Source organism: Nitrosovibrio sp. Nv6, from assembly GCF_900110495.1.
Classification (GTDB): domain Bacteria; phylum Pseudomonadota; class Gammaproteobacteria; order Burkholderiales; family Nitrosomonadaceae; genus Nitrosospira.
Window position 1 is genome coordinate 1336608 of the sequence record NZ_FODX01000001.1, and the last position, 23744, is coordinate 1360351.

Annotated in this window: 18 protein-coding genes; 8 read left to right on the forward strand and 10 right to left on the reverse strand. The window is 52.6% G+C overall.

The window, feature by feature from the left end:
• Nucleotides 1–92 precede the first annotated feature (92 nt).
• From glnA to BMX66_RS06480, 3 genes are all read left to right on the forward strand, one after another.
• Nucleotides 93–1502, forward strand: a complete 1410-nt coding sequence (glnA, locus tag BMX66_RS06470; protein WP_090879449.1) for a type I glutamate--ammonia ligase — start codon at nt 93–95, stop codon at nt 1500–1502.
• A gap of 77 nt (nt 1503–1579) precedes the next feature.
• Nucleotides 1580–2242: a tetratricopeptide repeat protein gene (locus BMX66_RS06475; protein WP_090879452.1), complete on the forward strand. Its 663-nt coding sequence runs from the start codon at nt 1580–1582 to the stop codon at nt 2240–2242.
• 258 nt (nt 2243–2500) lie between these two features.
• Nucleotides 2501–3757 carry a putative Na+/H+ antiporter gene (locus BMX66_RS06480; RefSeq protein ID WP_090879455.1) on the forward strand — a complete coding sequence of 419 codons (1257 nt, stop codon included), beginning with the start codon at nt 2501–2503 and terminating at the stop codon, nt 3755–3757.
• A 72-nt stretch (nt 3758–3829) separates the two neighbouring features.
• Here BMX66_RS06480 and BMX66_RS06485 read toward each other — a convergent pair whose 3' ends face one another.
• From BMX66_RS06485 to BMX66_RS06505, 5 genes are all read right to left on the reverse strand, one after another.
• Nucleotides 3830–4108: a LapA family protein gene (locus tag BMX66_RS06485; RefSeq protein WP_090879458.1), complete on the reverse strand. Its 279-nt coding sequence runs from the start codon at nt 4106–4108 to the stop codon at nt 3830–3832.
• A 267-nt stretch (nt 4109–4375) separates the two neighbouring features.
• Nucleotides 4376–5206 carry a D-alanyl-D-alanine endopeptidase gene (gene pbpG / locus BMX66_RS06490; protein ID WP_090879461.1) on the reverse strand — a complete coding sequence of 277 codons (831 nt, stop codon included), beginning with the start codon at nt 5204–5206 and terminating at the stop codon, nt 4376–4378.
• Between the two features lie 296 nt (nt 5207–5502).
• Nucleotides 5503–8586, reverse strand: coding sequence for an EAL domain-containing protein (locus BMX66_RS06495; protein WP_090879464.1), 3084 nt, complete (start codon nt 8584–8586; stop codon nt 5503–5505).
• The gene (locus BMX66_RS06500) at nt 8586–9020 is read right to left on the reverse strand and encodes a response regulator (RefSeq protein WP_090879467.1); all 435 of its coding nucleotides are present in this window, start codon (nt 9018–9020) and stop codon (nt 8586–8588) included. Before BMX66_RS06500 ends, BMX66_RS06495 begins: the two co-directional genes overlap by 1 nt.
• 17 nt (nt 9021–9037) lie before the next feature.
• On the reverse strand, nt 9038–10981 hold the full coding sequence (locus BMX66_RS06505) for a PAS domain-containing sensor histidine kinase (RefSeq protein WP_255398829.1): 1944 nt from the start codon (nt 10979–10981) through the stop codon (nt 9038–9040).
• A 474-nt stretch (nt 10982–11455) separates the two neighbouring features.
• Here BMX66_RS06505 and BMX66_RS06510 point away from each other — a divergent pair, with 474 nt between their 5' ends.
• Genes BMX66_RS06510 through BMX66_RS06520 form a run of 3 tightly spaced genes read left to right on the forward strand, consistent with a single transcriptional unit; the run spans nt 11456 to nt 13362 of the window.
• Nucleotides 11456–12100, forward strand: coding sequence for a MotA/TolQ/ExbB proton channel family protein (locus BMX66_RS06510; RefSeq protein ID WP_090879470.1), 645 nt, complete (start codon nt 11456–11458; stop codon nt 12098–12100).
• Entirely contained in the window at nt 12087–12488 is a 402-nt protein-coding gene (locus BMX66_RS06515) for an ExbD/TolR family protein (protein WP_090879473.1), read from the forward strand. The genes BMX66_RS06510 and BMX66_RS06515 overlap by 14 nt, the downstream gene beginning before the upstream one ends.
• Nucleotides 12489–12498: 10 nt before the next feature.
• On the forward strand, nt 12499–13362 hold the full coding sequence (locus BMX66_RS06520) for a hypothetical protein (protein ID WP_090879476.1): 864 nt from the start codon (nt 12499–12501) through the stop codon (nt 13360–13362).
• A gap of 72 nt (nt 13363–13434) precedes the next feature.
• Here BMX66_RS06520 and BMX66_RS06525 read toward each other — a convergent pair whose 3' ends face one another.
• The 4 genes from BMX66_RS06525 to BMX66_RS06540 form a co-directional block, all read right to left on the reverse strand.
• Nucleotides 13435–15279, reverse strand: a complete 1845-nt coding sequence (locus tag BMX66_RS06525; RefSeq protein ID WP_255398830.1) for a S9 family peptidase — start codon at nt 15277–15279, stop codon at nt 13435–13437.
• A 425-nt stretch (nt 15280–15704) separates the two neighbouring features.
• On the reverse strand, nt 15705–16934 hold the full coding sequence (locus BMX66_RS06530; RefSeq protein ID WP_090879482.1) for an exonuclease/endonuclease/phosphatase family protein: 1230 nt from the start codon (nt 16932–16934) through the stop codon (nt 15705–15707).
• Nucleotides 16935–17130: 196 nt separating this feature from the next.
• Nucleotides 17131–17451: a hypothetical protein gene (locus BMX66_RS06535; RefSeq protein WP_090879485.1), complete on the reverse strand. Its 321-nt coding sequence runs from the start codon at nt 17449–17451 to the stop codon at nt 17131–17133.
• 97 nt (nt 17452–17548) lie between these two features.
• Nucleotides 17549–18562, reverse strand: a complete 1014-nt coding sequence (locus tag BMX66_RS06540; RefSeq protein WP_090879487.1) for a methyltransferase — start codon at nt 18560–18562, stop codon at nt 17549–17551.
• 925 nt (nt 18563–19487) lie between these two features.
• Between BMX66_RS06540 and BMX66_RS06550 the strand changes: the two genes are divergently transcribed.
• Together BMX66_RS06550 and BMX66_RS06555 are read left to right on the forward strand one after the other, a co-directional pair.
• The gene (locus tag BMX66_RS06550) at nt 19488–21323 is read left to right on the forward strand and encodes a hypothetical protein (protein ID WP_090879493.1); all 1836 of its coding nucleotides are present in this window, start codon (nt 19488–19490) and stop codon (nt 21321–21323) included.
• Between the two features lie 202 nt (nt 21324–21525).
• On the forward strand, nt 21526–22620 hold the full coding sequence (locus BMX66_RS06555; RefSeq protein ID WP_090879984.1) for an ADP-ribosylglycohydrolase family protein: 1095 nt from the start codon (nt 21526–21528) through the stop codon (nt 22618–22620).
• A gap of 189 nt (nt 22621–22809) precedes the next feature.
• On the opposite strand, the gene BMX66_RS06560 is transcribed toward BMX66_RS06555, so the two are convergent.
• Nucleotides 22810–23343 (reverse strand): SRPBCC family protein, encoded by a 534-nt coding sequence (locus BMX66_RS06560; protein ID WP_255398831.1) that lies wholly within the window; start codon nt 23341–23343, stop codon nt 22810–22812.
• Between the last annotated feature and the right edge of the window lie 401 nt (nt 23344–23744).

Consider the following 23744-nt stretch of genomic DNA (forward strand, 5'->3'; position numbering starts at 1 on the left):
GCGGCGCTCCTGCTGATATAATGCTACGCTTTGCAACTACTCCAGCAATTAGAGTATTTTCGTACAACTGCAATCCCGGTTTGGAGAGAAAAATGGCGGTAGCCGATGTTCTGAAAATGATTCAGGACAACGAAGTGAGATTCGTTGATCTACGATTTACCGATACCCGCGGTAAAGAACAGCATGTAACGCTGCCCGCTCACGCTGTTGACGCGGATAAGCTCGAAGACGGCCACGCGTTCGACGGCTCTTCCATTGCTGGCTGGAAAGGTATCCAGGCATCCGACATGTTGCTGATACCTGACCCCGACACGGCCAAAATGGATCCGTTCATGGACGAAGCCACACTGTTCATAACGTGCGATGTGGTGGAACCTTCAGACGGCAAGGGTTATGACCGCGACCCTCGCTCGCTCGCAAAGCGCGGTGAAGCCTATCTGAAGTCGACGGGCATCGGTGACACCGCCTATTTCGGCCCTGAGCCTGAATTCTTCATTTTCGACTCCGTGACCTGGCATGCCGACATGTCGGGTTGTTCCGTGAAAATCGAATCCGAGGAAGCAGCCTGGAGCTCGGCGGAGAAATACGAGGGGGGCAATATCGGGCACCGTCCAGGCATAAAAGGCGGATACTTTCCGGTTCCCCCGATTGACTCTCTACATGACATTCGCTCCGCCATGTGTCTTGCGCTGGAAGAAATGGGCATTGAAGTCGAGGTGCATCATCACGAAGTGGCGACAGCGGGTCAGTGTGAGATAGGTACCAGATACAATAGCCTCGTGAAGCGGGCCGACTGGACCCAGGCTTTCAAATATGTGGTACATAACATTGCACACTCTTACGGAAAAACAGCGACTTTCATGCCGAAACCCATTGTCGGCGATAACGGCTCAGGGATGCATGTGCACCAATCGATCTGGAAAGCCGGACAGAATTTATTTTCGGGAAACGGTTATGCGGGTCTTTCGGAAATGGCGCTGCACTATATAGGCGGAATCATCAAACATGCCAAGGCCTTGAATGCCATAACCAATCCGGGCACCAATTCCTACAAGCGCCTGGTTCCAGGTTTTGAAGCGCCCATCAATCTCGCTTACTCGGTTAGCAATCGTTCGGCCGCTGTCCGTATTCCCTACGCCAATAGTCCCAAGGGACGGCGCATTGAAGTGCGCTTTCCCGATCCCACTGCGAATCCCTATCTCGCCTTCACCGCATTACTGATGGCCGGGCTGGACGGTATCCAGAACAAGATTCATCCAGGTGATCCCATGGACAAGAATCTCTATGACCTTCCGCCCGAAGAAGCCGCAAAGATTCCCAATCCCTGTGCTTCGCTGGACGAAGCGCTCGATAGCCTGGACAAGGACCGCAATTTCCTTACCCGTGGCGGCGTATTTTCGAATGATATGATCGATGGCTACATCGAGCTCAAAATGGAAGAAGTTACGCGATTTCGCATGACCACTCACCCGGTGGAGTTTGATATGTATTACAGCCTATGAGATCGAGGCACCGGCTTTTAGGGCAACCATACTGTTGAATCAGCCTGGAAAAGAAACATAACGGGACATAGTACTCGATGAATATCCTTATTGTGACATTGCTCGCGGCCCCCATGCTCATGCTCGCAGGTTGCGGCGAGAAAGCGCAGGAGAATGCCGCTAAAACAGAAACGCCGACCAAGCTGCCAGATGAATTCACGTCCGAGAAAGATATCCCATCGGTATTGGAAAACGAGTTGACCCCGGAAGAAAAGTCGGCACTATTACAGGAAATCATGCCTGCGGGGCCGGAGAATGAAGCCACTCCGGAAGAAAAATTTCTGCAACTGAGGAAGGATGCGGAGGCTGGAGATGCAAAAGCACAAAACGGCCTCGGCGTCATGTTTTACACGGGCGAAGCGATATCCAAAGACTCTACAGGCAAAATCCTGAATAATGACCCGGTCACGGCCGCTGCGTGGTTTCACCGATCGGCTGCACAAGGATATGCGGATGCCCAATTCAACCTCGGACTGATGTATGCAAATGGTGAAGGTGTCGCCAAAGACCCGGCCAAAGCGGTAGAGTTATTTCAGAAAGCGGCTGATCAGGGCAACGTGGATGCGCAAAACAATCTCGGAGTGATGTATTACGCCGGTGAAGGCGTTCCCAGAGATGAGGCGAAGGCCAAAGAGTGGTTCGAGAAAGCGGCTGCACAAGGAAATGCCGATGCAAAGGCCAACCTTGAGGCCATGAAATAAAACCACCGCAAAATTCAAGATTCAGACGGGGTTTTTTTCAACTAGAGGGCGAAAACATTGGCCCCTGCGTAATAGTTGAACGATAGGTTTCCGCCGGATTCCTCACACAATAAAAAATAGGCGCGATATATAACTTATTCAGCGAACAGTTGAGCATACACCCCTGCTCGGCATATCATCCGCAGCTCCCTCCGAAGGCGTGAACATGAGCGTTCCCAGCAGCAATACCGGCCAGATCAATGCATCTGCCGCAAACGAGTGAATCCTGCCCCCATTGAGATCATCGGCGCACTTCTGTTCGGCGTCGCGCTAATTCACACTTTCTCGACAAAATATTTCGAGCAACTGGCGCACACGCACCCTGCGCACGCGGGTATCTGGCATTTTCTGGGGGAAGTTGAGGTGGTTTTCGGCTTCTGGGCAATGATCCTCGTCATCATGATGCTGATCACTGACGGTAGGCAGGCCGCCATAAGCTATCTCGATCGGCAGAGTTTTACCGAACCCATGTTCGTGTTTGCGGTCATGGTAATCTCGGGCAGCCGGCCGATCCTGCAATTCGCCATGCTTTGCGTGAAGACGCTCGCCCAGCTGATTCCCTGGCAGCAGGGCAAAGCGTTCTACTTCGTTACATTATCGTTCGTCCCTATGCTTGGCTCATTTATCACCGAGCCCGCGGCCATGACGCTGGCCGGACTGATTCTGCTGGAGCGTTATTATTCCAGAGAGATTTCCACCCGTCTCAAATATGCGACGCTCGGCGTGCTGTTCGTCAACATCTCAATCGGTGGAACGATGACATCTTTTGCCGCACCACCGGTTCTCATGGTAGCCGGCAAATGGGGATGGGACAGTATTTTCATGTTCACCACGTTCGGCTGGAAGGCCGCAATCGCGGTGCTGGTGAATGCGCTGGCCGCCACTATACTGTTTCAACGCGAGTTGTCGGGGTTAAAGAAGGCTGAGCGTTCTGCCCATGCCGACGTTCCGCTACTTGTGATACTTGCGCATGTGCTGTTTCTCGCCGCGGTGGTAGTGTTTGCGCATCACCCGGTCGTCTTTATCGGTCTGCTGCTCTTCTTCCTGGGCTTCACCCATGCATACGAGCGCTACCAGGATCGCCTGATACTGAGGGAAGGACTATTGGTCGCTTTTTTCCTTGCCGGCCTGGTTGTTCTTGGGGGACAGCAGAAGTGGTGGTTGCAGCCCTTGCTGGTGGATATGGATAGCACGGTACTCTTTTTCGGCGCTACCCTGTTGACAGCGATAACGGACAATGCAGCACTTACATATCTTGGTTCTCTGCTGGAAGGAACAAGCGCGGAGTTCCGATATTCGCTGGTTGCCGGAGCCGTCACTGGCGGAGGCCTGACAGTTATTGCCAATGCTCCAAACCCGGCGGGTTTTTCCATACTCAAAGGTTCGTTCAAGGATGAAGCGATCCATCCTTTAGGTCTACTGGCCGCCGCGCTTCCGCCCACTGTTACCGCCATTCTTGCGTTCCAGTTGCTTTAAACCCACAACAGGTATGCTGATGAATTCTGTTAAAACTCGTTCGGCTCCCTCTATAGGCTTGGCAAATGGGATTCATCTTTCCTTCAACACGCGCAAATTGTCATTCTCGGCGCGTAATGTTTCGATCTGTTTATGCAGGCGGCTTGCCGAGATCCGTTCACGCAGCATCGTTGGAATCGTCACTAGCGCGCCGATAAGCGCGCCGAGCCCGAAACATGCGGCAATCACCACGGCCAGCGATGCATCGAGCCGCCAAAGAAAAAATACAACGCTTACAGCGACAGCATTCTGTACCGCAAACATGACAATCAGGAAAACAATGATGAGTGCGGCAATCAATTGCAATTGCATAACAGCTCCTCCCAGGCCGTTGTTCGCTTACCCAGTCAGTTGGACGCTAATTCTTGCCTGGAGAAAAGGTTAAATCGGGCGATCGGAAAAAATAAAGTTTTGCGATACTTTTCAGCCCTCAAGATGCAGCGGCACGTAAACAGAACAAGACGTGAAAGAACCGAAAAAGCAGAACTGAAATTGGTTTCTCTCTGAACCTGGACCGCGGGATTCCATGTTCAAATAAAACGTGGAACGCGTGCCGGCAGCCCCGCCTCGAAAAATACATCAACCGCGAACCTTGCGGGTGAAACCGATCTCCATCCATTTTCTGATGCGGTTAGCATCGCCGATACGGGAGTTCTTTCCCCAGGAGTCGAGCAAGACAATAATGATCTGCTTGCCTGTAATATTTGCCTGCATCACGAGGCAGCGCCCCGCTTCGCTAAGAAAGCCTGTTTTTGAAATGCCAATATCCCAGCTACTGCTGCGTACCAGATGGTTTGTATTGACGAATTGCAAGCTGCGGTCATCATCCGTGAACGCGACCTCATGCGCGGCGGTGGTGGAAAATTCACGAATGACATCGTAATCGTACGCGGCATTGACCATTTTTGCCAGATCGCGCGCAGTGGAAACATTGGCGCTATTTAACCCGGTCGAATCGACAAAATAACTGTTACCCATGCCAAGCTCGAATGCTTTGCGGTTCATAGCTGCAACGAAGGCGCTGATGCCTCCGGGATATGAACGTCCCAGCGCGGCCGCAGCACGATTCTCGGAAGACATCAACGCCAGGCGGAGCAGTTCCTGACGGGTAAGGCTTCCCCCTACCCGCAAGCGAGAACGGGTATTCTTGATAATATCGATGTCGGCCGCTTCTATGACGATTTTCTCATCCAGCGGCAATTGCGCATCGAGCACAACTATCGCCGTCATGAGCTTCGTAATGGACGCGATCGGCATCACATTATCCGGGTTTTTGTGGAAAAGGATGTTCCCGCGCTGAGCATCCATGATCAGTGCGGAATGCGATTTGAGACTCAGCCCCCCTTGCTGTGCAGAAGCTCCGCTGGCAAACCCAAACATGACGCAAATCACCAGGATAATTTTTTTCATTTGTCATTCTCTGTTGGAAAATTCATCCGCCCCCCGCGGATCGGGAATTTGCGGTAGATAAAGTAACAAATATCATGAGATAGGGAAAGAGCTTTATGGCAATGCCGGCGCGCAAAACGGCTCATCTTTAAGCAAAAGAGCATCTTTGGCGATGGCAACGTTGTTTATTGAGGAAAAAGGAAAACGGAGCCGCAAATTATCGGATATGGCGACGTTGGTTACCGGGCGCTGGCAACAAGAATAAAACGTTACCTACTGGTTGATTCGCGGCGACTGTAGCGAGGGGTATCGGGGTATCATTGATTCATCGCCGGAGCGCTCATCGTTAACCGATAACCATCGATAAGGGCCTGCGATGCGCTTTCAAGCGGCAGGGGGCGTGAGAAATAGTAGCCTTGCATTTCGTCGCAACCGTTTTCAATCAGAAAATCCAGTTGCGCTCTGGTTTCGACACCCTCGGCTACCACCTTCAGCCCCAGGCTGTGCGCGAGTTTGATCATTGCCACCGCGATGGTTGCGTCATCCGGATCGGTAGTCACATCACGAATAAACGCACGGTCGATCTTGAGTACGTCAAGTGGAAACCGCTTGAGGTAGGCAAGACTCGAATAGCCGGTGCCAAAGTCATCCATTGAGATTTGCACGCCGAACGCCTTCAGGTTCTGCAGCGCATTGGTGGCTGTCTCAGCCTCTTTCATCAATACCGATTCGGTCAGCTCAAACTCGAGTAGGCGGGGATCGATCCCTGTAACCTCCAGCGTTTTTCCGATAACCGAATCAAGATCCTGTTGCTGAAACTGCCGCGCCGACAGATTGACCGACACCGGGTGCAGGACCAGGCCCTGACCCTGCCATTCTTTGATCTGCTCACAGACTGTTCGTACTACCCATTCGCCAACTGATACAATCAGGCCGGTGTCCTCAAGGACGGAAATGAATTGGAGCGGCGGCACGAGCCCATGCGCTGGATGCTGCCAGCGCAGCAGCGCCTCAAAACCCGTAATCTCCCCGCTGGTTAAACTTGCCTTCGGCTGATAGTGAAGCACGAATTCGCGCCGTGCCAGCGCGCCGCGAAGCTGTGTTTCAATTTTAAGACGAGCTACCGCACGCTCGTTCATCTGAGGCAGGTAGAACTGATAAATCGCAGGGCCCTGCTGCTTGGCCTGAAACATTGCAGTATCGGCATTTCTCAGCAGACTATCCGCATCGATACCATCTCCAGGGTAGATACTGATCCCAAGGCTTGCAGAAATATAAATCTCCTGGCCGTCCAGCTCGAATACCAGCGACAGACCGGCAATCACCTTTTCCGCCACCAAAGTTGCGTCGTCGGCCTGACCCAGATTCGAAAGAATGAATGCAAACTCATCCCCCCCAAGGCGAGCAACCGTATCGCATGAGCGCACGCACTGCTGTAGTCGTTGCGCAACCTGAACCAGCAATTTGTCGCCGGTGCTGTGACCCATCGTGTCATTGACGATCTTGAAACGGTCCAGATCGGCAAAGACAACGCCGACACGTCCGCGGTTGCGCTGCGCCTGCTCCATTGCTTGCCGTAAGCGATCAAGAAAAAGGTTTCGGTTGGGCAGTTCCGTAAGAGGGTCGAACTGAGCCAGATAGGTAAGGCGTTCCTCGGTAGTTTTGCGGTCAATCGCGGTTGCGAGGACATTCGCGAGGCTCTGCAAAAAATTGATACTGCCCGACGTGAAGCGGAGGGCATCACGGGAGTATGCGCCGAGGACACCATAGGCGCCGCCGGCTCCGGAGATAAGTACATCGGCACAGCTGCGTATCTCATGATCCTTGAGAATATTCGAGGGCTTGAAGCGCATCTCCGAGCGAAAATCTCCGACGATCACGGCTTGATGACTGGCGAGAACAAACCGGTTCTGGCTGTTCTCATAGGTGAACGATATTTGACGGCCTATCCAGCCGTCTCGCCAACCCGAGCCTGCCTTGAGTATAAAGGAACGCAAATCCGGAGCGAGCTGCAAAACCTTGCAGAAATCGACGTTAAGCCCGCGAGACACAACGCCGGCCACCTCGTCCCACAGCTCGTCAAGATCAGCGCTGGCAAGCGCCTGTTGACCGAACGCTGCAATAAGCCCCTGCTGCATGGCGTGCTCCTGAATTGCCAGTTCCGTCTGCTTGCGCTCGGTGATGTCGATGGCAGTGCCTACTATTTTCAATTCTTTGCCATTTCTTCCCCACTTCACCGTTTTCGCAATATGAAGATGACGTACCGTTTCGTGCCCGCGCATAATCCGGAAATCAAGCTGCTCACGTCCATTCTCTGCGCCTATTCTTTCCAGTTGTGTTTCCTGCTCCCGCAGATCATCGGGATGAGTATAGGATTTCCAAACCTCGTAAGTGATTTTGCTCCCAAGTGGAGCGCCATAAATCTTATACATACGATCATCCCAGATAACCTCATCGGTAGCCGTATTCCACTCCCAGATGCCAATTGCGGCGGCTTCCGTCGCGAGGAAAAGGCGGGTCCTTTCTTCCAGCAAAACCCGCTCTCTCCGGGCCGACTCTGCCCTGAGCCAGACGTTTTCGATGACTGTGGGCAACCGCTGAAGATAGCCTGCGCCTTTTACCACATAATCGGCGGCGCCAAGTTTGAGAGACTGTCGCGCAATTTCTTCGTCATCCTGCCCTGTTACCAGAATGATCGGTAGATCAAGTCCTCGAACCTGGCAAAGTTCCTTCAGGATATCGGTGGCGGAAGCGCCGGGCAAACGATAGTCGAGCAGGAGAACATCAATGCCGGCCTTTCCATCATGTGCGGCAAAGTAGTTAAAAACCTCCTCGGCGGACTGAAGCGATTCAATTTGCAGGTGCGAAGCAATGGAAGCCAGCGCCTGCCTCGTCAGGTAGATATCGTGAGCATTCGGCTCGACGTAAAGAATTCTGAGCGCAGCGGCGCGCCGATAGGTTTCCGTGTGGAATTTATCGAGTGCGGCACGCAACACGAGAGCCAGCGTCTCAAGGAAACCGTCACGTTTTATGACATAATCGTCGGCCCCGGCGCGGAGTAATGCCAGCAATACATTTTCGCAACTTGAGCCGGTGAGGACTACTACAGGAAGCGGCAACTGCTGGCTACGTACCCGGGTCAAGAGGGTTTCACCGCTACCGTCGGGAAGATGGAGGTCGGTGAGAACCAGATCATAGCGAGGAATTGTATCGGTATCTGCCCTGGCGATTGCCGGCGTTTCCAGACTCGTTCCATAAATCTCATGGAATCGATCCACCCGTGCCAGTGCCTCGGTCAATGTACCGATAGTATCCAGCTGAATGTCGGGTGCGCGTTTCTCCAACTCGATTCGCACCAGATCGGCATCCAGCGCATTATCCTCCAGGTAAAGTACTTTCATTAAACGTGCTTTGAAAAGCAGGGCATATTGAGAACTGTCCAATAGAGCTCGATTTGCCGGGCAACATCAATAAATTTTTCAAAATCCACGGGCTTGACGATGTAGGAATTTGCCCCCATCGCATAGGCCTCATGAATATCAGCATCCTCAGCGGAAGATGTCAGGACCACGACGGGCACGGTGCCAAGATTGGGATGCGCTCGAATGTTTCGCAAGACCTCAAGTCCGCTGACTTTTGGCAGTTTCAAATCCAGCAATATCACTGACGGCGCAGGTTCTCCTGTTCTCCAGCCGACGATAAAGTCGAGCGCTTCCTGTCCATCGCGTAACACTTCAAGCGGATTGGCCAGGTTATGCCGAATAAAAGCACGCCGGGTCAGATCCACATCCATCGGGTTGTCTTCAATGAGCAAAATCGGCAATGTAATATTCATGAGTAAAATACCGCCGGCTAGGCGCTGTTAATTGCGGGACCAGTTGCTTCAGCCGTACCGGACAAGGGCAATTGCAGATAAAAAACGGCGCCGGCGCCCAACTTGCTCTCCGCCCACACGCGCCCACCCATCCGTTCCATGGCTTTCTGTACCATGGCAAGCCCGATACCTGTGCCGGGGTAGTCTTCGGCCCGATGAAGACGCTGGAATATTTCAAAAATTTTGTCGTAAAAACGCATGTCGAAGCCGATCCCGTTGTCGCGCACAGAGAGAACGCAGTACCCATCCGCAGCCCGTGCGAGAATTTCGACAACCGGCTCAGGGGTATATATGGAGAACTTGAGCGCGTTATCGATGAGATTGCGCAATGCGATTGTGAGACCTTCCGGATCGGCCCTGATAGGGAAATCGTCGACATCGACAATGACGCGAACGTTCCTTGTGGCGTCCTGGAACTGGTCCAATAGCTTCGATATAAAGACAGGAAGGCTGACGGCAGTTGTCGACAGCTTTCGCCGTTCGAGCTTTGAGTAAGAGAGCAGATCTTCAATTAAATCTGTCATATTTTTCGTTGCCAGACGCACATTTTTCAGAAAACCCCGGCCTTCCTCATCAAGACATTCGCTATGGCTCTCCAGCAGGAGACGGGTGTAGCCGGCTATGCCGCGAAGGGGCGCCCTGAGGTCATGCGATACCGAATAGCAGAAATTTTCCAGCTCCTTACTTTTGGCAACGAGCTGAGAAGTGCGCTGACTCACCTTGTACTCAAGGTTTATCTTCGCGTCGCGTAGTGCTTCCTCGGCATATTTGCGCTCGGTAATGTCCTTAATGGTCAGAAATGCCAGACCCTTGCCGTCATCATAATAAGAGACTGCGCCCGAATAACTGAAGATACGCGCCCAATCCCTATCGATACGTCTGATACGCAACTCCAGATCATGCAGGTGCTCATCCTGCAGAATGCGTGTCAAGGGCCACTGTTCGATAGGCAGAATCGCGCCATCAATAGTCGATAACTCAAACATCTGCGCGAAGGTTTGAAGATTGCTCAGGAGCTCTTCTGCGTTACCAACGTCGTGCATCTTCAGCGCCGCCGAATTCCAGTGCAGCAGTTTGCGGCTAAAATCGGAAACCACAAGACCCTCGCTCATGTTCTCCATCACCACCTGAAGCTGTTTTTCTGTTTCGCGTCGAGCCTGCTCCCCCAGTCGCTGGTCGTTTACGTCTGTATTGGTACCGAACCACTGCACCACACGGCCTTCCGCGTTCTTCAGCGGTTCCGCCCGCGTCAGGAATATCCGGTATTGCCCATCCACTCCACGTAACCGAACGTCCATGTCGAACGCTTGCTCAGCGGCGAGGGCATCGTTCCAACGTTTGATTACTTTGGGCAGAAATTCCGGATCATGCACTTTATGCCAGCCACAGCCTTTCATTTCCTCAGGAATTGTGCCTGTATAGTCGTACCAGCGCTGGTTGTGCCAGGATCTCGTTCCATCGGGTTCCGCTATCCACGCAAGTTGCGGTATGGTGTTGACGATGACGCGAAACCTCGCCTCGCTTTCCCGCAATGCCAGTTCAGCACGGCGGCGAGTCGTAATATCGAGAATAATCGCGAGAAATTCAGTTTGGCGCGGATTCCCAACCCGCTGCAGATGAACTTCCACCGGGTAGCATGTACCGTCGGCCCGCAAATGCATCGTCTCGAAAACCAGGATCTCTTGCTCGCCATTTACAAGCGGATCGACCAGAATCCGGAAAGCCGCCTCGTCAAATTGCGGCTGGATGTCGAATAGGGTCATCATTCGCATTGAATCCAGGTCATGGCCCAGATTGCGTTGCGCGCCATTGCTTGCAAACTCGAAACGCAGCGTCTGGGCATTCACGAGGTAAATCTCGTTCAAACTCTGCTCCAGTATGGCTGCAAGCCGAGCCTGCGCGTTCTCTGTCAAACCGGCCATGCCAGATGGGGTCCTGGAAATCCCTCAAGACTTCCTGCATGATTTTTGATTAGGGATATCATTACGAAAAAATCAAAATTACCTGCGAGTTCCCTTGTTCCAACAATACGCAGAAAATAACAGAGCTATGAAACCCTAAAACGAGGTGTATGGATAGCTGTAAGATTTTACAGCTAGGCAGGATCAGAATTAGCCTCGAAGAGGCTGAGCAAGCCCTTGCGCAGGGTGAGAACAAATTCCCGCGGGATTCGGCATCGATAAAACTTTCTCACTACAATGAGCGAGAATCAGTGCTTTTGCACCTTGAGTGGGGTATAAGCAACAACCCATCGCGTCGGCTGGTTACGCATCGCAGTTGCATGGCGGCGTCAGCATCTTACCGAACCATCTTACCGAAAACCATATAGAAGCGTTAATTTATAATTAGTTTTTAGCCAACAAGGGCACCTATATCACCCCAGCTCGGAGATAAACATGCAAGAACTGAACGCAACCTGGACCGCGCTAAAAGTCGGCGGAATTATTATGTTCCCGCTGTCTTTGCTTGCGGTTATTGCTCTGGCGATCATGCTTGAGAAGGCCTTTATCTATTGGCGTTATGCACGCCTTTCGCATGATCTGCTGAACCTCGTCGAGACGTATGGCTTCGGATGGCACGACCTGGAAAAGATACTCTCGGGGCTGGATGAGCGCCACTATTACAAACGGTTTTTCGAGGTGGTGATCAGCAACCGGCACCGGCCTTCCTGGTGGACAGAGTCGCGCGCAGCGGATGAAGCCCAACTGATAGAAAAGTCTCTTTCCCGCAGGCTATGGGTGCTTGAAACCACCGTCACTGCAGCGCCCCTGCTCGGACTCGTGGGAACGGTTATCGGCATGATGCGTGCTTTCCAGATTATCGGCGGCGAGGGAATCGTCAATCCCACGGCGGTGACGGGGGGCGTGGCCGAAGCACTCATTGCAACTGTGGTTGGCCTGGTGATCGCACTGATTGCGCTCTTTGGTTTCAATTATTTTTCGCGTTTGCAATCACAAACCATGGATGAGATGGAGCGCCTTGGCACACGCCTGATCGATCATATCCGCCTGGATCAGGAGGGCAGAGATGAAGCGGCGTAAACCAAGGGAATACCGCAGAGGGAAAATCGAAATCATCCCGCTGATCGACGTTATGTTTTTCCTGCTTGCTACATTCATGCTGGCTTCATTGTCCATGCAGAATCTCGATTCCCTGCAGGTGAATCTGCCCCAGGGTCAAGCCGAGAAACTCAGCGCCAAAACGCCTGTCACGCTGACGCTTACAAATGACAGCAAGATTTTTATCAATAAGACGTCTGTTACTCTTGAGACATTGGCCGATACGCTAAAACCGTTGCTCCAGGAATCAGAACAGAAACTGGTCGTATCCGCGGATAATGACGCGCCGCAAGGCCTCGTCGTGCAGGCGATGCTGCGTGCCCGCACGGCCGGCGCGCAGCACTTTCTGATTGCGGTTAAACACCAGTAATTCCGTACGCATGCTCAAGTCCAGATCGAAGGAAGATCGATTCTGGTGGCCGTTGCCACTGGCCGCCACTATTTGGCTGATCATTATCTGGGCATTTGGATTTTTTCTTACATCTCCAGAGGTAGAGACTGAAACTCCGGCGCCAATCGAAGCAACTTTTGTGGAATTGCCGGAAGAAAAACCAGAACAAAAATCATTACCGGTACCGAAAAAAAGTCCCAAGCTTGCGCCCCCTGTCAAGCCGCAGCCTCAACCTCAGCCGAAGCCTCGGCCTCAGCCCCGTCTGAGCCCCGAAAAAACGCAACCGGCGAAACCTGCTCCCGAAAAAGGAACCGCCAGGAGCGATGCACGGGCAGACCGTTCATCAACTCAAAAATCAGCTCCGGATACCGCAGCTCCGAAAGATATGCTGGACTATATGAAGGAAGCACGGGAGCGCCGCAGTGCAGGCGGAATTTTTGAGGATGAACCGGTAGAACCGGAAGCCACCGAACGCGAGCCATCCGCGGAAGAACTCAGAATGGCCAATGTCATGCGCAATCTGCGCGAGCCCGGCGCGAGCGGAATATTTCAAATTATCAGAATGGGACCGCGCAGCGCACAGTTTTTGTTCCGCGCCTGGAAAAAGGACAGCAGTAACCCGAGACGGGAACTGATACAAGTCAATGCTCCACCAGGCGTCGATATAGAACGCGCAGTCGTCCGCAAAATGATCGAACTGATTCGCGAATATCACAAAGGCGATTTCAACTGGGAGTCGTACCGCCTCGACCGCGTCGTGGTTCTCTCTGCACGCCTGGAAGACAGCAAAGGGCTTGAGGATTTTTTGATACGCGAGTTTTTCGGCGAACCCGCAGCGCCACTTCCGCGATAACACCCCATAATTTATTTGGTAGGGCGTCAATAAGCGAAACGCATTGCGCAGTATGAGGATCCGCTCAGTACCCTACCCTGTATCACTCGTTTTTCGTCGTTCAGCGCGTCGCCGCCCTTTCAGGTACTTGTCCAGAAACTCCAGTATCCTTCTATTGGCCACGATCTGATTCTTCTTTTTGGTGAAGCTGTGGCCTTCATCCGGGAAAACGATATACTCCACCGGGATATTATGCTTCCTGACCGCTTCCACGATCTCATCGCTTTCGGCCTTGATGACGCGCGGATCGTTGGCGCCCTGGATCACCATTAAGGGTTTTCTTATTTCCTTGGCGTGAAAGAGCGGCGAAGTCGCGACGAGGATGTCTATGTCATTCACCGGATCACCAATCTCATCGTAGATGGCCTTGCGCACCGATTCCCAATAGAGAGGTATGCTCTCCAGCGTTCGCAGCCAGTTGCTGACGCCAAAAATGTCCACGCCCACCTTGAACGCCTCGGGACGGAACGCCAAGGCTGACAGCGTCATATAGCCGCCGTAGCTGGCGCCCATGATGCCGATGCGTTCATGGTCGATATAACCCAGGCTGGCGAGATAGGTCTTTGCCTCGATACAGTCCCACAGCGGCTCGCGCCCATGCTTGCGATTGGCGGCGGTAAAAAAGGTCTTTCCGTAGCCGGAACTGCCGCGGTTATTGATTCCCAACACAGCGTAGCCATGATTCACGAGATATTGAATCTGAGCGTTGTATCCGCGCATGGTCTGGCCGCCTGGACCGCCGTGAACGTAGACAATGGCGGGTACTTTGTTAGCGGTGGACGCTTCATGCGGCTTGTAATAGATGGAAGGTATCACCGTTCCGTCGAAAGACCTGAAGCGGACAACTTGCGCTTCCACCAGATCGGAAGAATCGATTTCCTTGCTCAGGCTCTGCGTGAGCTGTTTGAACTGACCGGTATTGAAATCATGGACGAACAGGTTATCCGGAGAACGGTCGCCGTTCAGGTAAAAGGCCATGCGCGAGCTGTTTTGCGAAAAGACCACGCCGCGAATTTCTCCCTCCGGGAACGCGGGAAGTTTCACGGGTTTCTCGCCCTCCTCCCCAACAACTTCCACAACCTCCATAACCTCCACAACGCGGATCACTATGCTGCCGTCCTGGTTGATCCCGGTCACCCGGAACCGCCCATCCTTTGAAAAATAGGTATTGATTATGTCCCAATCGGCGCTTTCATGATCGGTGACAGCGCCACTGAACAAATCATAAGCACACAGGCGCTTGAATTCGCTGCCCTCGTTGGTGAGAAAGAACAGTTTTCGAGACGCGGGACCAAAAGTCTCGGCATGGAAACTAATGGAGCCGTCATGAGGAGTGAGGTGTTTTATCTCCTGCCTGGCGACATCAAACAGGTAAATATCACTGTCAGATGTGGTATTGACCCTGTTTAGCGCAATCCAGCGCTCGTCTCGGCTGATGGGGCCAAGGTCAAAACCTTGCTCATTCGTGTATATCAATGTTCGGGCGTAGGTGTGTGCATCATAGCGGTACAGATCGAAGAATCGTGGATCGCGCTCATTGCTGGCAACAAAAAAAGCGCTCCCATCCGGGCGCCAACCCATGAACTGCGCCTTGAGCCCGTCTCCTGGAGTAAGGTCTTTTTCTATGCCATCCGGCGCAAGCAGAAAAAGATGATAATTTTCATCGCCCCCCTGATCCCGTGTAATAAGGACCCGATCATCGTGCGGAAAGAAGCTGACGGAAAAAGTGCTGTCGGTAGTCGAACAGGTCAGCGGCTCTGGCGTACCGCCTTCAACCGGCAACGTATAAGCGTTAAAAATACCGGAGGCATTGCTGCTGAAGAGGATTCGGCTTTCGTCAGCGTTGAACGAAGCTCCCAGAATGGAAGTCGTTGCCATGAATTGTTCTATCGTGTAGCGCTTCATATAAAGAATGGTTGGTTGGTGGGTAGGCGCTTTGGAAAATACTTGAGGAGCGGGGAATTACTCATACGCTTCTACCCTTGCGCTTAATTTGGCCTTGCGGGTCTTTATTGCCCGCTGGCCTGACGCAAGTGCTCGCCGCCGCCTCTGGGACTCCCCTTTTTTATTTTGAGCAATCGCCTTCGAGAAAGCAATGGATGGCGGAGGACTATGTTACTGCAACGGCCATCATTTAATGAAATTCCATTCAACAACGACCGACTAAAGACGATGGGTTGGAATTACGGACTGAAAGTCCGGATACGCGTCGACTGATGACGCGTCCTAATCCGCCCCAGGGTTGAAAACTTCGTATCCTTCATCCATTTCGTGTAATTGAACTCCTCCCGGTTCTCAAATTATCACAACTCAAGAACCGTAATTCTGGGACAGTGATCACTGGTCGGAATGGATTGACGGTTTTTCTTTACCACAGCAATCTTGCGCGATCGAAGGGCGCCAGCTTGTGCCAGCTTGATCGGATCACTGATAACAATATGGTCCAGTCCTTTAAAACCGGTGCAGCCTCGCTGTGTCGATGTGAGTGGCACCTGGTGCATTGGAGGAAACCCATCGGCAATCTCTTGCCAAAGATAGCTGCTTTTGACCCCGCCCAGCAAATCCTTTGCATTTGGTTCCGCCGGGTCGGTGCCATCAGTGCGAACCTGGGTCTTTGGAACACGCGCCTTGGCCTCGTCGTCTATCCGGCGATTAAAGTCTCCAAGTAGTACGAATCGCGGACTTTCCTTAGCCACATGCTCGATCCAATCCTCGAGAATGGCGATCTGGCGATTGAGAACCACGCAGGCCGGCTCGGAATCGGTCAGCTTGTGACCAGGGAAGCCGCCTCCAGTTTTTAGATTGGCGCAGCCGGACTTCAAGTGAATATTCAAAAAAGTCACTGGTGAGCCATTGATGACCAGTTCCAATGCCAAGCCTGGTCTGACGCGACGTCCAGGTGATTCATCCCTGGGCTGCTCCGTGATCGCAAGGGCCGGGTTCGGCCCGCAGGCATATGCGCCAGATGATATGGATTTGTCCCAGGCAAACCCAACCGTTTGAAAGGTTGTATGAGGCGCAACACAAACATTGAATTGCTCCGCAAATTTGCCGAGGACGTACTCCAGGACCTCTTGCGACTTTACTTCCTGGAAGGCAATGATCCTGATTTTTTTGTTCCGAATCAGATTCTCGACCGTGGCTCGCAAACCGTTCAGCTTGATGCTGTAGTTCTCCACCGTTTCAACCCTGCCCGGATTCCGCCTTCTCCCATAGGCATTGCACGGGGCTATCACCATTGCCGCATCAAAGCTCCCTGCTGCTTCAGCCGTGGCTTCCTGACACCGCTTTGCCCTTTCTTCCTCTTCCGGAGTCGCATTCTGCGCGCCCCGCGATATCTTGACCCGGCTATCGCACCAGTCTACTTCCGGCGTACTGCAAACTTCGACATGCCTTTTGAAGTCGTCAATGGTTCCCGCCCACGCCATGTTGAAGACTGCAATACCTGTTGGAGAGGTTTCTTTGCCCTGTACATTGGCTGACAAGACCGATAACAGGATAGCCAGGAAGGACGTAATGCGGGGAAGAAGCATGCAGGCTCTCCCGATGAGACGGTCAGCCGGTTTGCCAGCGGTTATTGCGGCACACCACCGAGCTCCGGTGATACATTCTGGACTTGCTTGATGATCCCTGTCAGACGTCTCATGTTACTTGCCGAACGTGTCTTGCTCGTCTTGTTCCGAGATGGTCCGCAGCCCCTTCCACAAACTCGTCGGGTGTCGCTTGAAGCTAGGATTCACGCCGGGCGACCTCCTTGCACTTGATTTGCCATAAAAGCTTGGTATCTTTAGGCCGGGGTCCCAAATGATCCAGAAGTATAGGCGCTTGCTCGCGAATGAGTACATATCCCGATTTACAAATTTCATTAGCACGCTTCGCCAACGTCCGGGCCGCCCAATCCCGGCTCGTCGGGCAAGGGCCCAATTTAGTTTTGATGAAATAATGCGTTGTCCCATCATTTAATGTCTTCGAGATCTGCTCATAGTCGGGGGAGCCGGCACAAGCAGTCAGCAGTGGGATAGCCAATAATGCGATTGCAACGGTTTTCATAATTTTCCTGGGTGTGGGGTGTAAGCTTCCTGATACAGGAACAGGCATGAGGCCGGCGGAAGGGAACTACTTGACGACGGCCCAAGACCGCTTCGACCTATTTGATTCCGATTACCATCGAATCAGCGCCAATCAATGGCTCTACGCGTATATTGGAGAAGCCCGCCCCTTTCATCCATCCTGTGCAGTCGGCACCTGTAAAATCAAAGCCTCCCGGGGTTTCTATCAGCATATTCAGGCTCATCATTAGCCCGAAAGCGTTCTTTGAACGGTCGTCGTCGATGATGGATTCATAAACGATCAAAGCCCCGCCCGCAGGAATTGCATCGAACGCCTTCCGGATGAGCATCTTCTTCGTGGGAAGATCCCAGTCATGCAAAATATGTCCCATCAGCACAACATCTGCCTGTGGCAGCTCATCCTTGAAAAAATCGCCAGGCACGAAATCGACCCTGTCGGCGACGCCTGCAGCTTCCGCATACTGCCGGAAAACCGGCCCAACCTCGGGCCGATCGAACCCTGAACCGCGCAAATGAGGATGTGCAAGCGCAATCTGCACGGCCAGGTCTCCCTGGGCAGTGCCTACGTCGATAAACGTATGGTACCCCTGCCACGGAAAGGCGCGCGCAATGATTTTATTGGCCGCATGACTGACACCGGTCATCGCGGAGAGAAATTCCTTTAAGCCAGCGGGATCGGCGTAAATGGTCTCGAAAAGATCCACCTCCCTGTCCTTGCATTCATTCTGCGGTTTGCCGGTACGAAGCGCGTCGGTTAGATTGCTCCAGATGGGGTAGAGGCGTCGGTTTGCCATCTCAAGAATGCCGCCGATGTAGGATGGTTTATTACGGTCGAGAAACAGATCAGTCTCAGGCGTGTTGCTGTAGCGCCCGTCCTCGCGCTTCAGGAAGCCGAGTGCAACCAGCGCATCAAGAAAATCGCGCGCGCCGCGCGGGTGCAACCCTACCCGCTCCCCGAGCGAATCCAGACTCGCCGCGCCTTGCGTCAGTTCGGTAAAAACACCCATCTCGACAGCGCAGAGCAGGGTTTTGGATGCCCAAAAGGCCATGCCGGTCTGCAAGATATTTTCGGGAGTAGGTTGGTTGTTCATTTGTACTCCAGGTGGAAAAGCGTCCAGTTTAAGATCTCGAATATATTCATGCCGCGAATCATTCGTCTATTTTCTGCTTCTGTACTTGGAACTGATACATACGAATAAATGCGTCCCGTTTTGGGTGATGAATATCCCAGTCGAGGCCAGTCCGAGATTGAGCGATGGGAAAGCTATCTCCTTGTCGTATAGCATGTCCAAACGTCACAGGTTTAGCGGCAGGAAAGGCATCCTCTTCGAGTCTCAAGGGAATCAACCTCGGAGGCGCTGGGTGTCCCGGTTGCATCACAAATTAAAGTTTGCGGACTTGGTCGAGGACGCTTCGCGATTGTAAGTTAGTTGCCAACATGCCACAAGTTGAGCACACAGACAGAAAAAATGCTGTGCCGCAGGATAGAAATGGGGGTTTGGTAGAATAGACTCCGGTTTTGATTCCAGTCTGCTACCTGCTCTACGATATCCGGGGTCAGTCGAAGCGAGGCGACGCAAAAACGTCGGGGTTAAGGGGGGCCCCATCGCGTTGCATCTTGCTCCGAGCCGAGCAGTTTCTACCCATACGACCGTATCATTCCGAACCTCCGTGCCACGGGATGCCTGATCACATCGGTACGCCCACAATGCATTCGATGAACTACGGTTCTTGTCTGAATTATATTTATGGTTTAAGAATAAATAGAAAGAGGCACAATATCTGTCAGCTTAACGCGTAAATCTACCAAGAAGTGGAATCAAGTAATAATTGGAGCGGGATGGCGGAGGGTGCCCGCCATCAAAGAATCCCCGGGAGAAACTCCGGCCTCCCCCAGAAGATTGGCGTTCGAGCCGGTGATACCCCTAAGCATGCTGTTCCTTATTCAGGATCCAGTGGATACATAACCACCTGAGCAAAAGTGCCGGACGCTACTGGTCACATGGGAACCAGGCAATGACAAGAAACGCGAACCTCTATGATATCTGTGATCAGCCGATCCTTGAAGGAGAGTGCCTCACTCCTCCGGGACGCAATCTTCGGTTCATATACAGAAAAGTGGCCGGCCATACCGTCCTGAAGTATTTGATTCTCAAAGGCTGCCGCCACCCTGCTATAGGGGTTACGGAAATATCCCGCTATCAAGAGATGATGCGTAAAGCCATGCAGGCTAGCGTGGATAACTGGCAGGATCGGCTGTGGATCGAAACAACCTTCCATTCTTTGGCTCGACTTCTTGATAGCATCGAAAACCCCCGTTGGCAGCAGCGCGAAAAGGCTGAGCGGATCGACAGCGAACCGAGTCGAACAGATTTGCAGGCGATGATCGATAACTGTCTGCAGGACATTTTACGGATCTGGGATCAGGATAAGAATGATCCCTGGTTTCCAGTTGCCGCACAGGTCGAGTTATCGGGCGATGACCATATGGATGGCAAGAATTTTATCAACGTACTACAGGGGATTGGTTCCTTCGAATATAAAAACATCACGGTGTTGTTTGCGTTGATACGCTGCTTTCTGATGACGAACCCCGGCAAACTCCGGCTCATCCGAAAACCTTATCGCGGGATTTGCGAACCCCTGTCCGTATCCTTTACGTTGATCTGGCACAGAATAGCCTTTTCAGATATCAATTTTTTCGAACATCTGCTTGTATTTTTAGGCTCAGATGCCTCGCGGCGGCAACATTATGCTCGTATCGTCCCGATTCTGGAAAATCTGCTGCGCTACTGCGTATGCAGCAGTCGGGAATGGCTTGAGACGCCGAATAACCACATTAAGCACCCCGCTATCACCTGTTTTCCGAACGATGCGGAGGGACGACCCCTGTGCCGGCTGTCCGAAGACGCCATGCAAAAGAAACGGAACCTGGGATTCGGCGATTACATCCCCGATACGGATACGACCTTTCTCACTCTGGCGATGGCGAGAAAGTGGCTTGATTTTGTGCAGAGGGAGCAGCTGACGGTGGACAACGTGCTTCTGGAAGCTTGTGAGTCGCTGTTGGCTTATCCTTGGGTGGAAATTATCGGCGAATACCAGGTAGGAGGTAAATACAACTCGAATCCACCCACCATTCAGATCACAAAGCCCCTGGATTACGAGGGCGCCGTGCCGATATGGTTTGATAAAACATTCAAGAAAATCGACGGCAGCATAATCAGGGAAATGCTGGGTAATGAGATTTGTCCAGGCCATAACATGGACATCCTGGACGCCATTCTTGTTAACCGGAAACAATGGAGGGCGTTGGAGGGTGAAAACCTGGCCTTTTTACAGCGGTTGCTTGATTTTCATCATCGCGCCTTCGCAAGCGATAATTTTCGTCACGAAACCGCCCTCAAGTATTATTTGCCGGAAGTATATGTCTATTATTTGGGACGCATGTACCAGACTTACAGAACGCTCACTGATATGGATAAACGTATTCTGGACCCTGAAGAAAAAATTGAAAACATGCGTCGGATTGCTCAGCAGTACTGCAAGGATGAGCTAATCGGGTATTCCCTCAATGCCTTCGATGCCGCTCTGGCAGTATCCACGCTCGTGCTGCTGGAATATGAACCAAGACATGACGGAGTAATTGCCGCTGGCCTCAATGTGCTAAGCCAGGCGACGGGGGAAGGCAGAGGCAGGCATCCTTACCGAGCCTATGAATGGAACCGCATGCGCCACCCCACCCGAATACTGGTTGGCAGTGAGGTTGCAACCTCCCTGTTTGTGCTGAGAGCCTGCAGCGAAGCCATGCACTATCTCAAAAATGAGGTAACTATAAATCGGGGGGCGTAACAGAACCGGATTTGTGGAGGGTTTTTCAACAGAATTGCCTTGGGCAGACATCGCGGATGCCGGCGCCAGCAAAGGGAACTTCCCCGGTTTCGTTTTGTTCCTCCAATGCTCGCAAGATCACAAGAGATCCTACCAGGGACACTACAAATCCGGACAAAAGATTTATTTGGATAATGAGGTTAACCAAGAGGAGGATCAGAACATGTCCGACCCAGCCATACAGGACCGAGCCGCCGGGGCCATCATGGGCGCCTTTATCGGGGATGCCTTAGGCCTCGGCCCCCACTGGTACTACGACCTCACCGTGCTCCGCCGCGACTACGGCGACTGGATCACGACCTATGCCGATCCCAAGCCGGGTCGCTACCATAGCGAACTTAAAGCGGGCCAACTCTCCCAGGGGGGGATCATTCTCCGGCTCATGCTGCGCTCGCTCGTCGAGCGCGGCGGCTATGATGAAGTAGACTTCTGTCGGCGAATGGATGAAGAAATATTCCCGTTGCTCAACGGCATGCCGGTGAATGGACCGGGCGGATATACCCAGCAGTCGATTCGCGACGCCTGGCGCAAACGTGTCCAGCAGAACCTGCCCTGGGGGCAAACGGGAGGCCAGGCCGATACCACCGAAGCGATAGGACGCACGCTCGCCCTGGCGGTTCGCTACGCCTTCCAGCCGCCGGAACTGGCAGCGACCATCTTCAGCAATACACGCCTCACCCAGACCGACGGAACCGTGATTACCCTGACGGTCGCATACGGGGCAGTGTTGGGTCTTCTGGTGCAAGGACACAAGCTCAACAGAAGCCTTTCCGGCAAACTCATGCGATTGGCAAGGGCGGGAAAACTGCCTTTCCATTCGATGGCGCATACCGACCTGCAGCCGCCACAGGAGGACCGTCCGCGGGAAAGCGGACATTTCGTCTCTCCGGACGCCCTGCTCACTCCCTCATATGTCGCTGCCGCCGCTGTGGACTCCGATATCCGGATAGAGCCCGCGTGGAAAGTCTCCATTGTATATGGCATGACCTGTGCCATTTATCACCAACTTCCCGCAGCCTACCATCTCGCTGCCCGCTTTCCGAACGATTTCGAATCGGCTGTGCTCCACGCGGTAAATGGCGGCGGCGAAAACCAGGCGCGCGCCATGTTGACCGGCGCACTCGTCGGAGCCCAAACCGGGCTATCGGGAATACCCCGGCGCTTCCTTGAGGGCTTGGACGAAGCAGAAACGCTCCAGCGACTTGCGATGGACCTGACCTCGAAAGTCGGTGCTTCAACCGCTGCCGGGGAGGATTGAAGACCTCCACGATAATCTACTGGACTCAGGTTTTTGGGAGGTCGCATTAGCAATACAGCCGGCACTCAACGATGGCTGGGGTGAACGTAAACACAGGTTCAAATCCATCGTGCCCTGAGCTTGCTCCTTAAACCCTAATCCATGCTCCAGAGCAATTGCTCTCACCCTTTCATCTTCAACGTGTTTTTCTCATGGCCCTTTCTTCATACCCCTTTCCTTAAGCTCGGCCCTCTTTCTCTTGATTATTTCATTTCGCATTTCATGGAATTGCTCCCGCATTTCATGCTCGATGAAGACCTGCCCCACTGCCAAAGGAAACCAAACCTCCGGGATGGTATCGGTATGATGGATAACACGGGTTTTAGCGCCTTCATGGATCAGATAAGTAGTACCTTCCATCTTACGCATGTTGCCACTGATCAGGTGGGTCCGAATTTTATGAAAGGGCATTAGCCTTATTTCCCGTGTTGATTCGAACGGATAGGCGATGGGACCGTAAATTGCGGCGCCGCGCTGGAAAATCGTAAGCGTGTCTCCAGAAACACGGGCCACCTTGCTCTCCTTTAAGTTGGAGACAAAATCAGCCATATGGTCAAAGTCGGTCAGCACGGCCCAGACCTCCTGTTGTGTTGCCGAAACCAAAAAAGTTACATCAACAATAATGTTTTCCCCGGCCGTTTTTACCTTCACTTCAATATCCTCACGATCAAGCGAATCCGCCATTGACGCCATCGTAAATAGCAGGGACCAAATGAATAGCAAGAAGGAAGCGTTTCTCATTGGCACATGCAAGGGAGGGAGCAGGGTTATCTTATTCGTAGAACGGAGAGCGGAGAGCGGCTTGTAGCAACACTCTACGGCATTTACGCTGGAACTGAAGGAATAATGAGGGACAGACTACAATATCGGGTAGCTTAACGCGCAAATCTACTCTAAGAGATGAGATTGAGTGATAATTGGCGCGAGATGGGAGGGTGTCTTTCACATTGATACCGTAAGGTGCTGAACCTATAGAGATTATGCACCGAGTACACACTTAGTTACCACGTTTGTTACCACGCTTTGCGTCTGCATACCCATCCTCATCGTTCTCCACGAGAGTCTACTTTCGTTTATTTCCACGG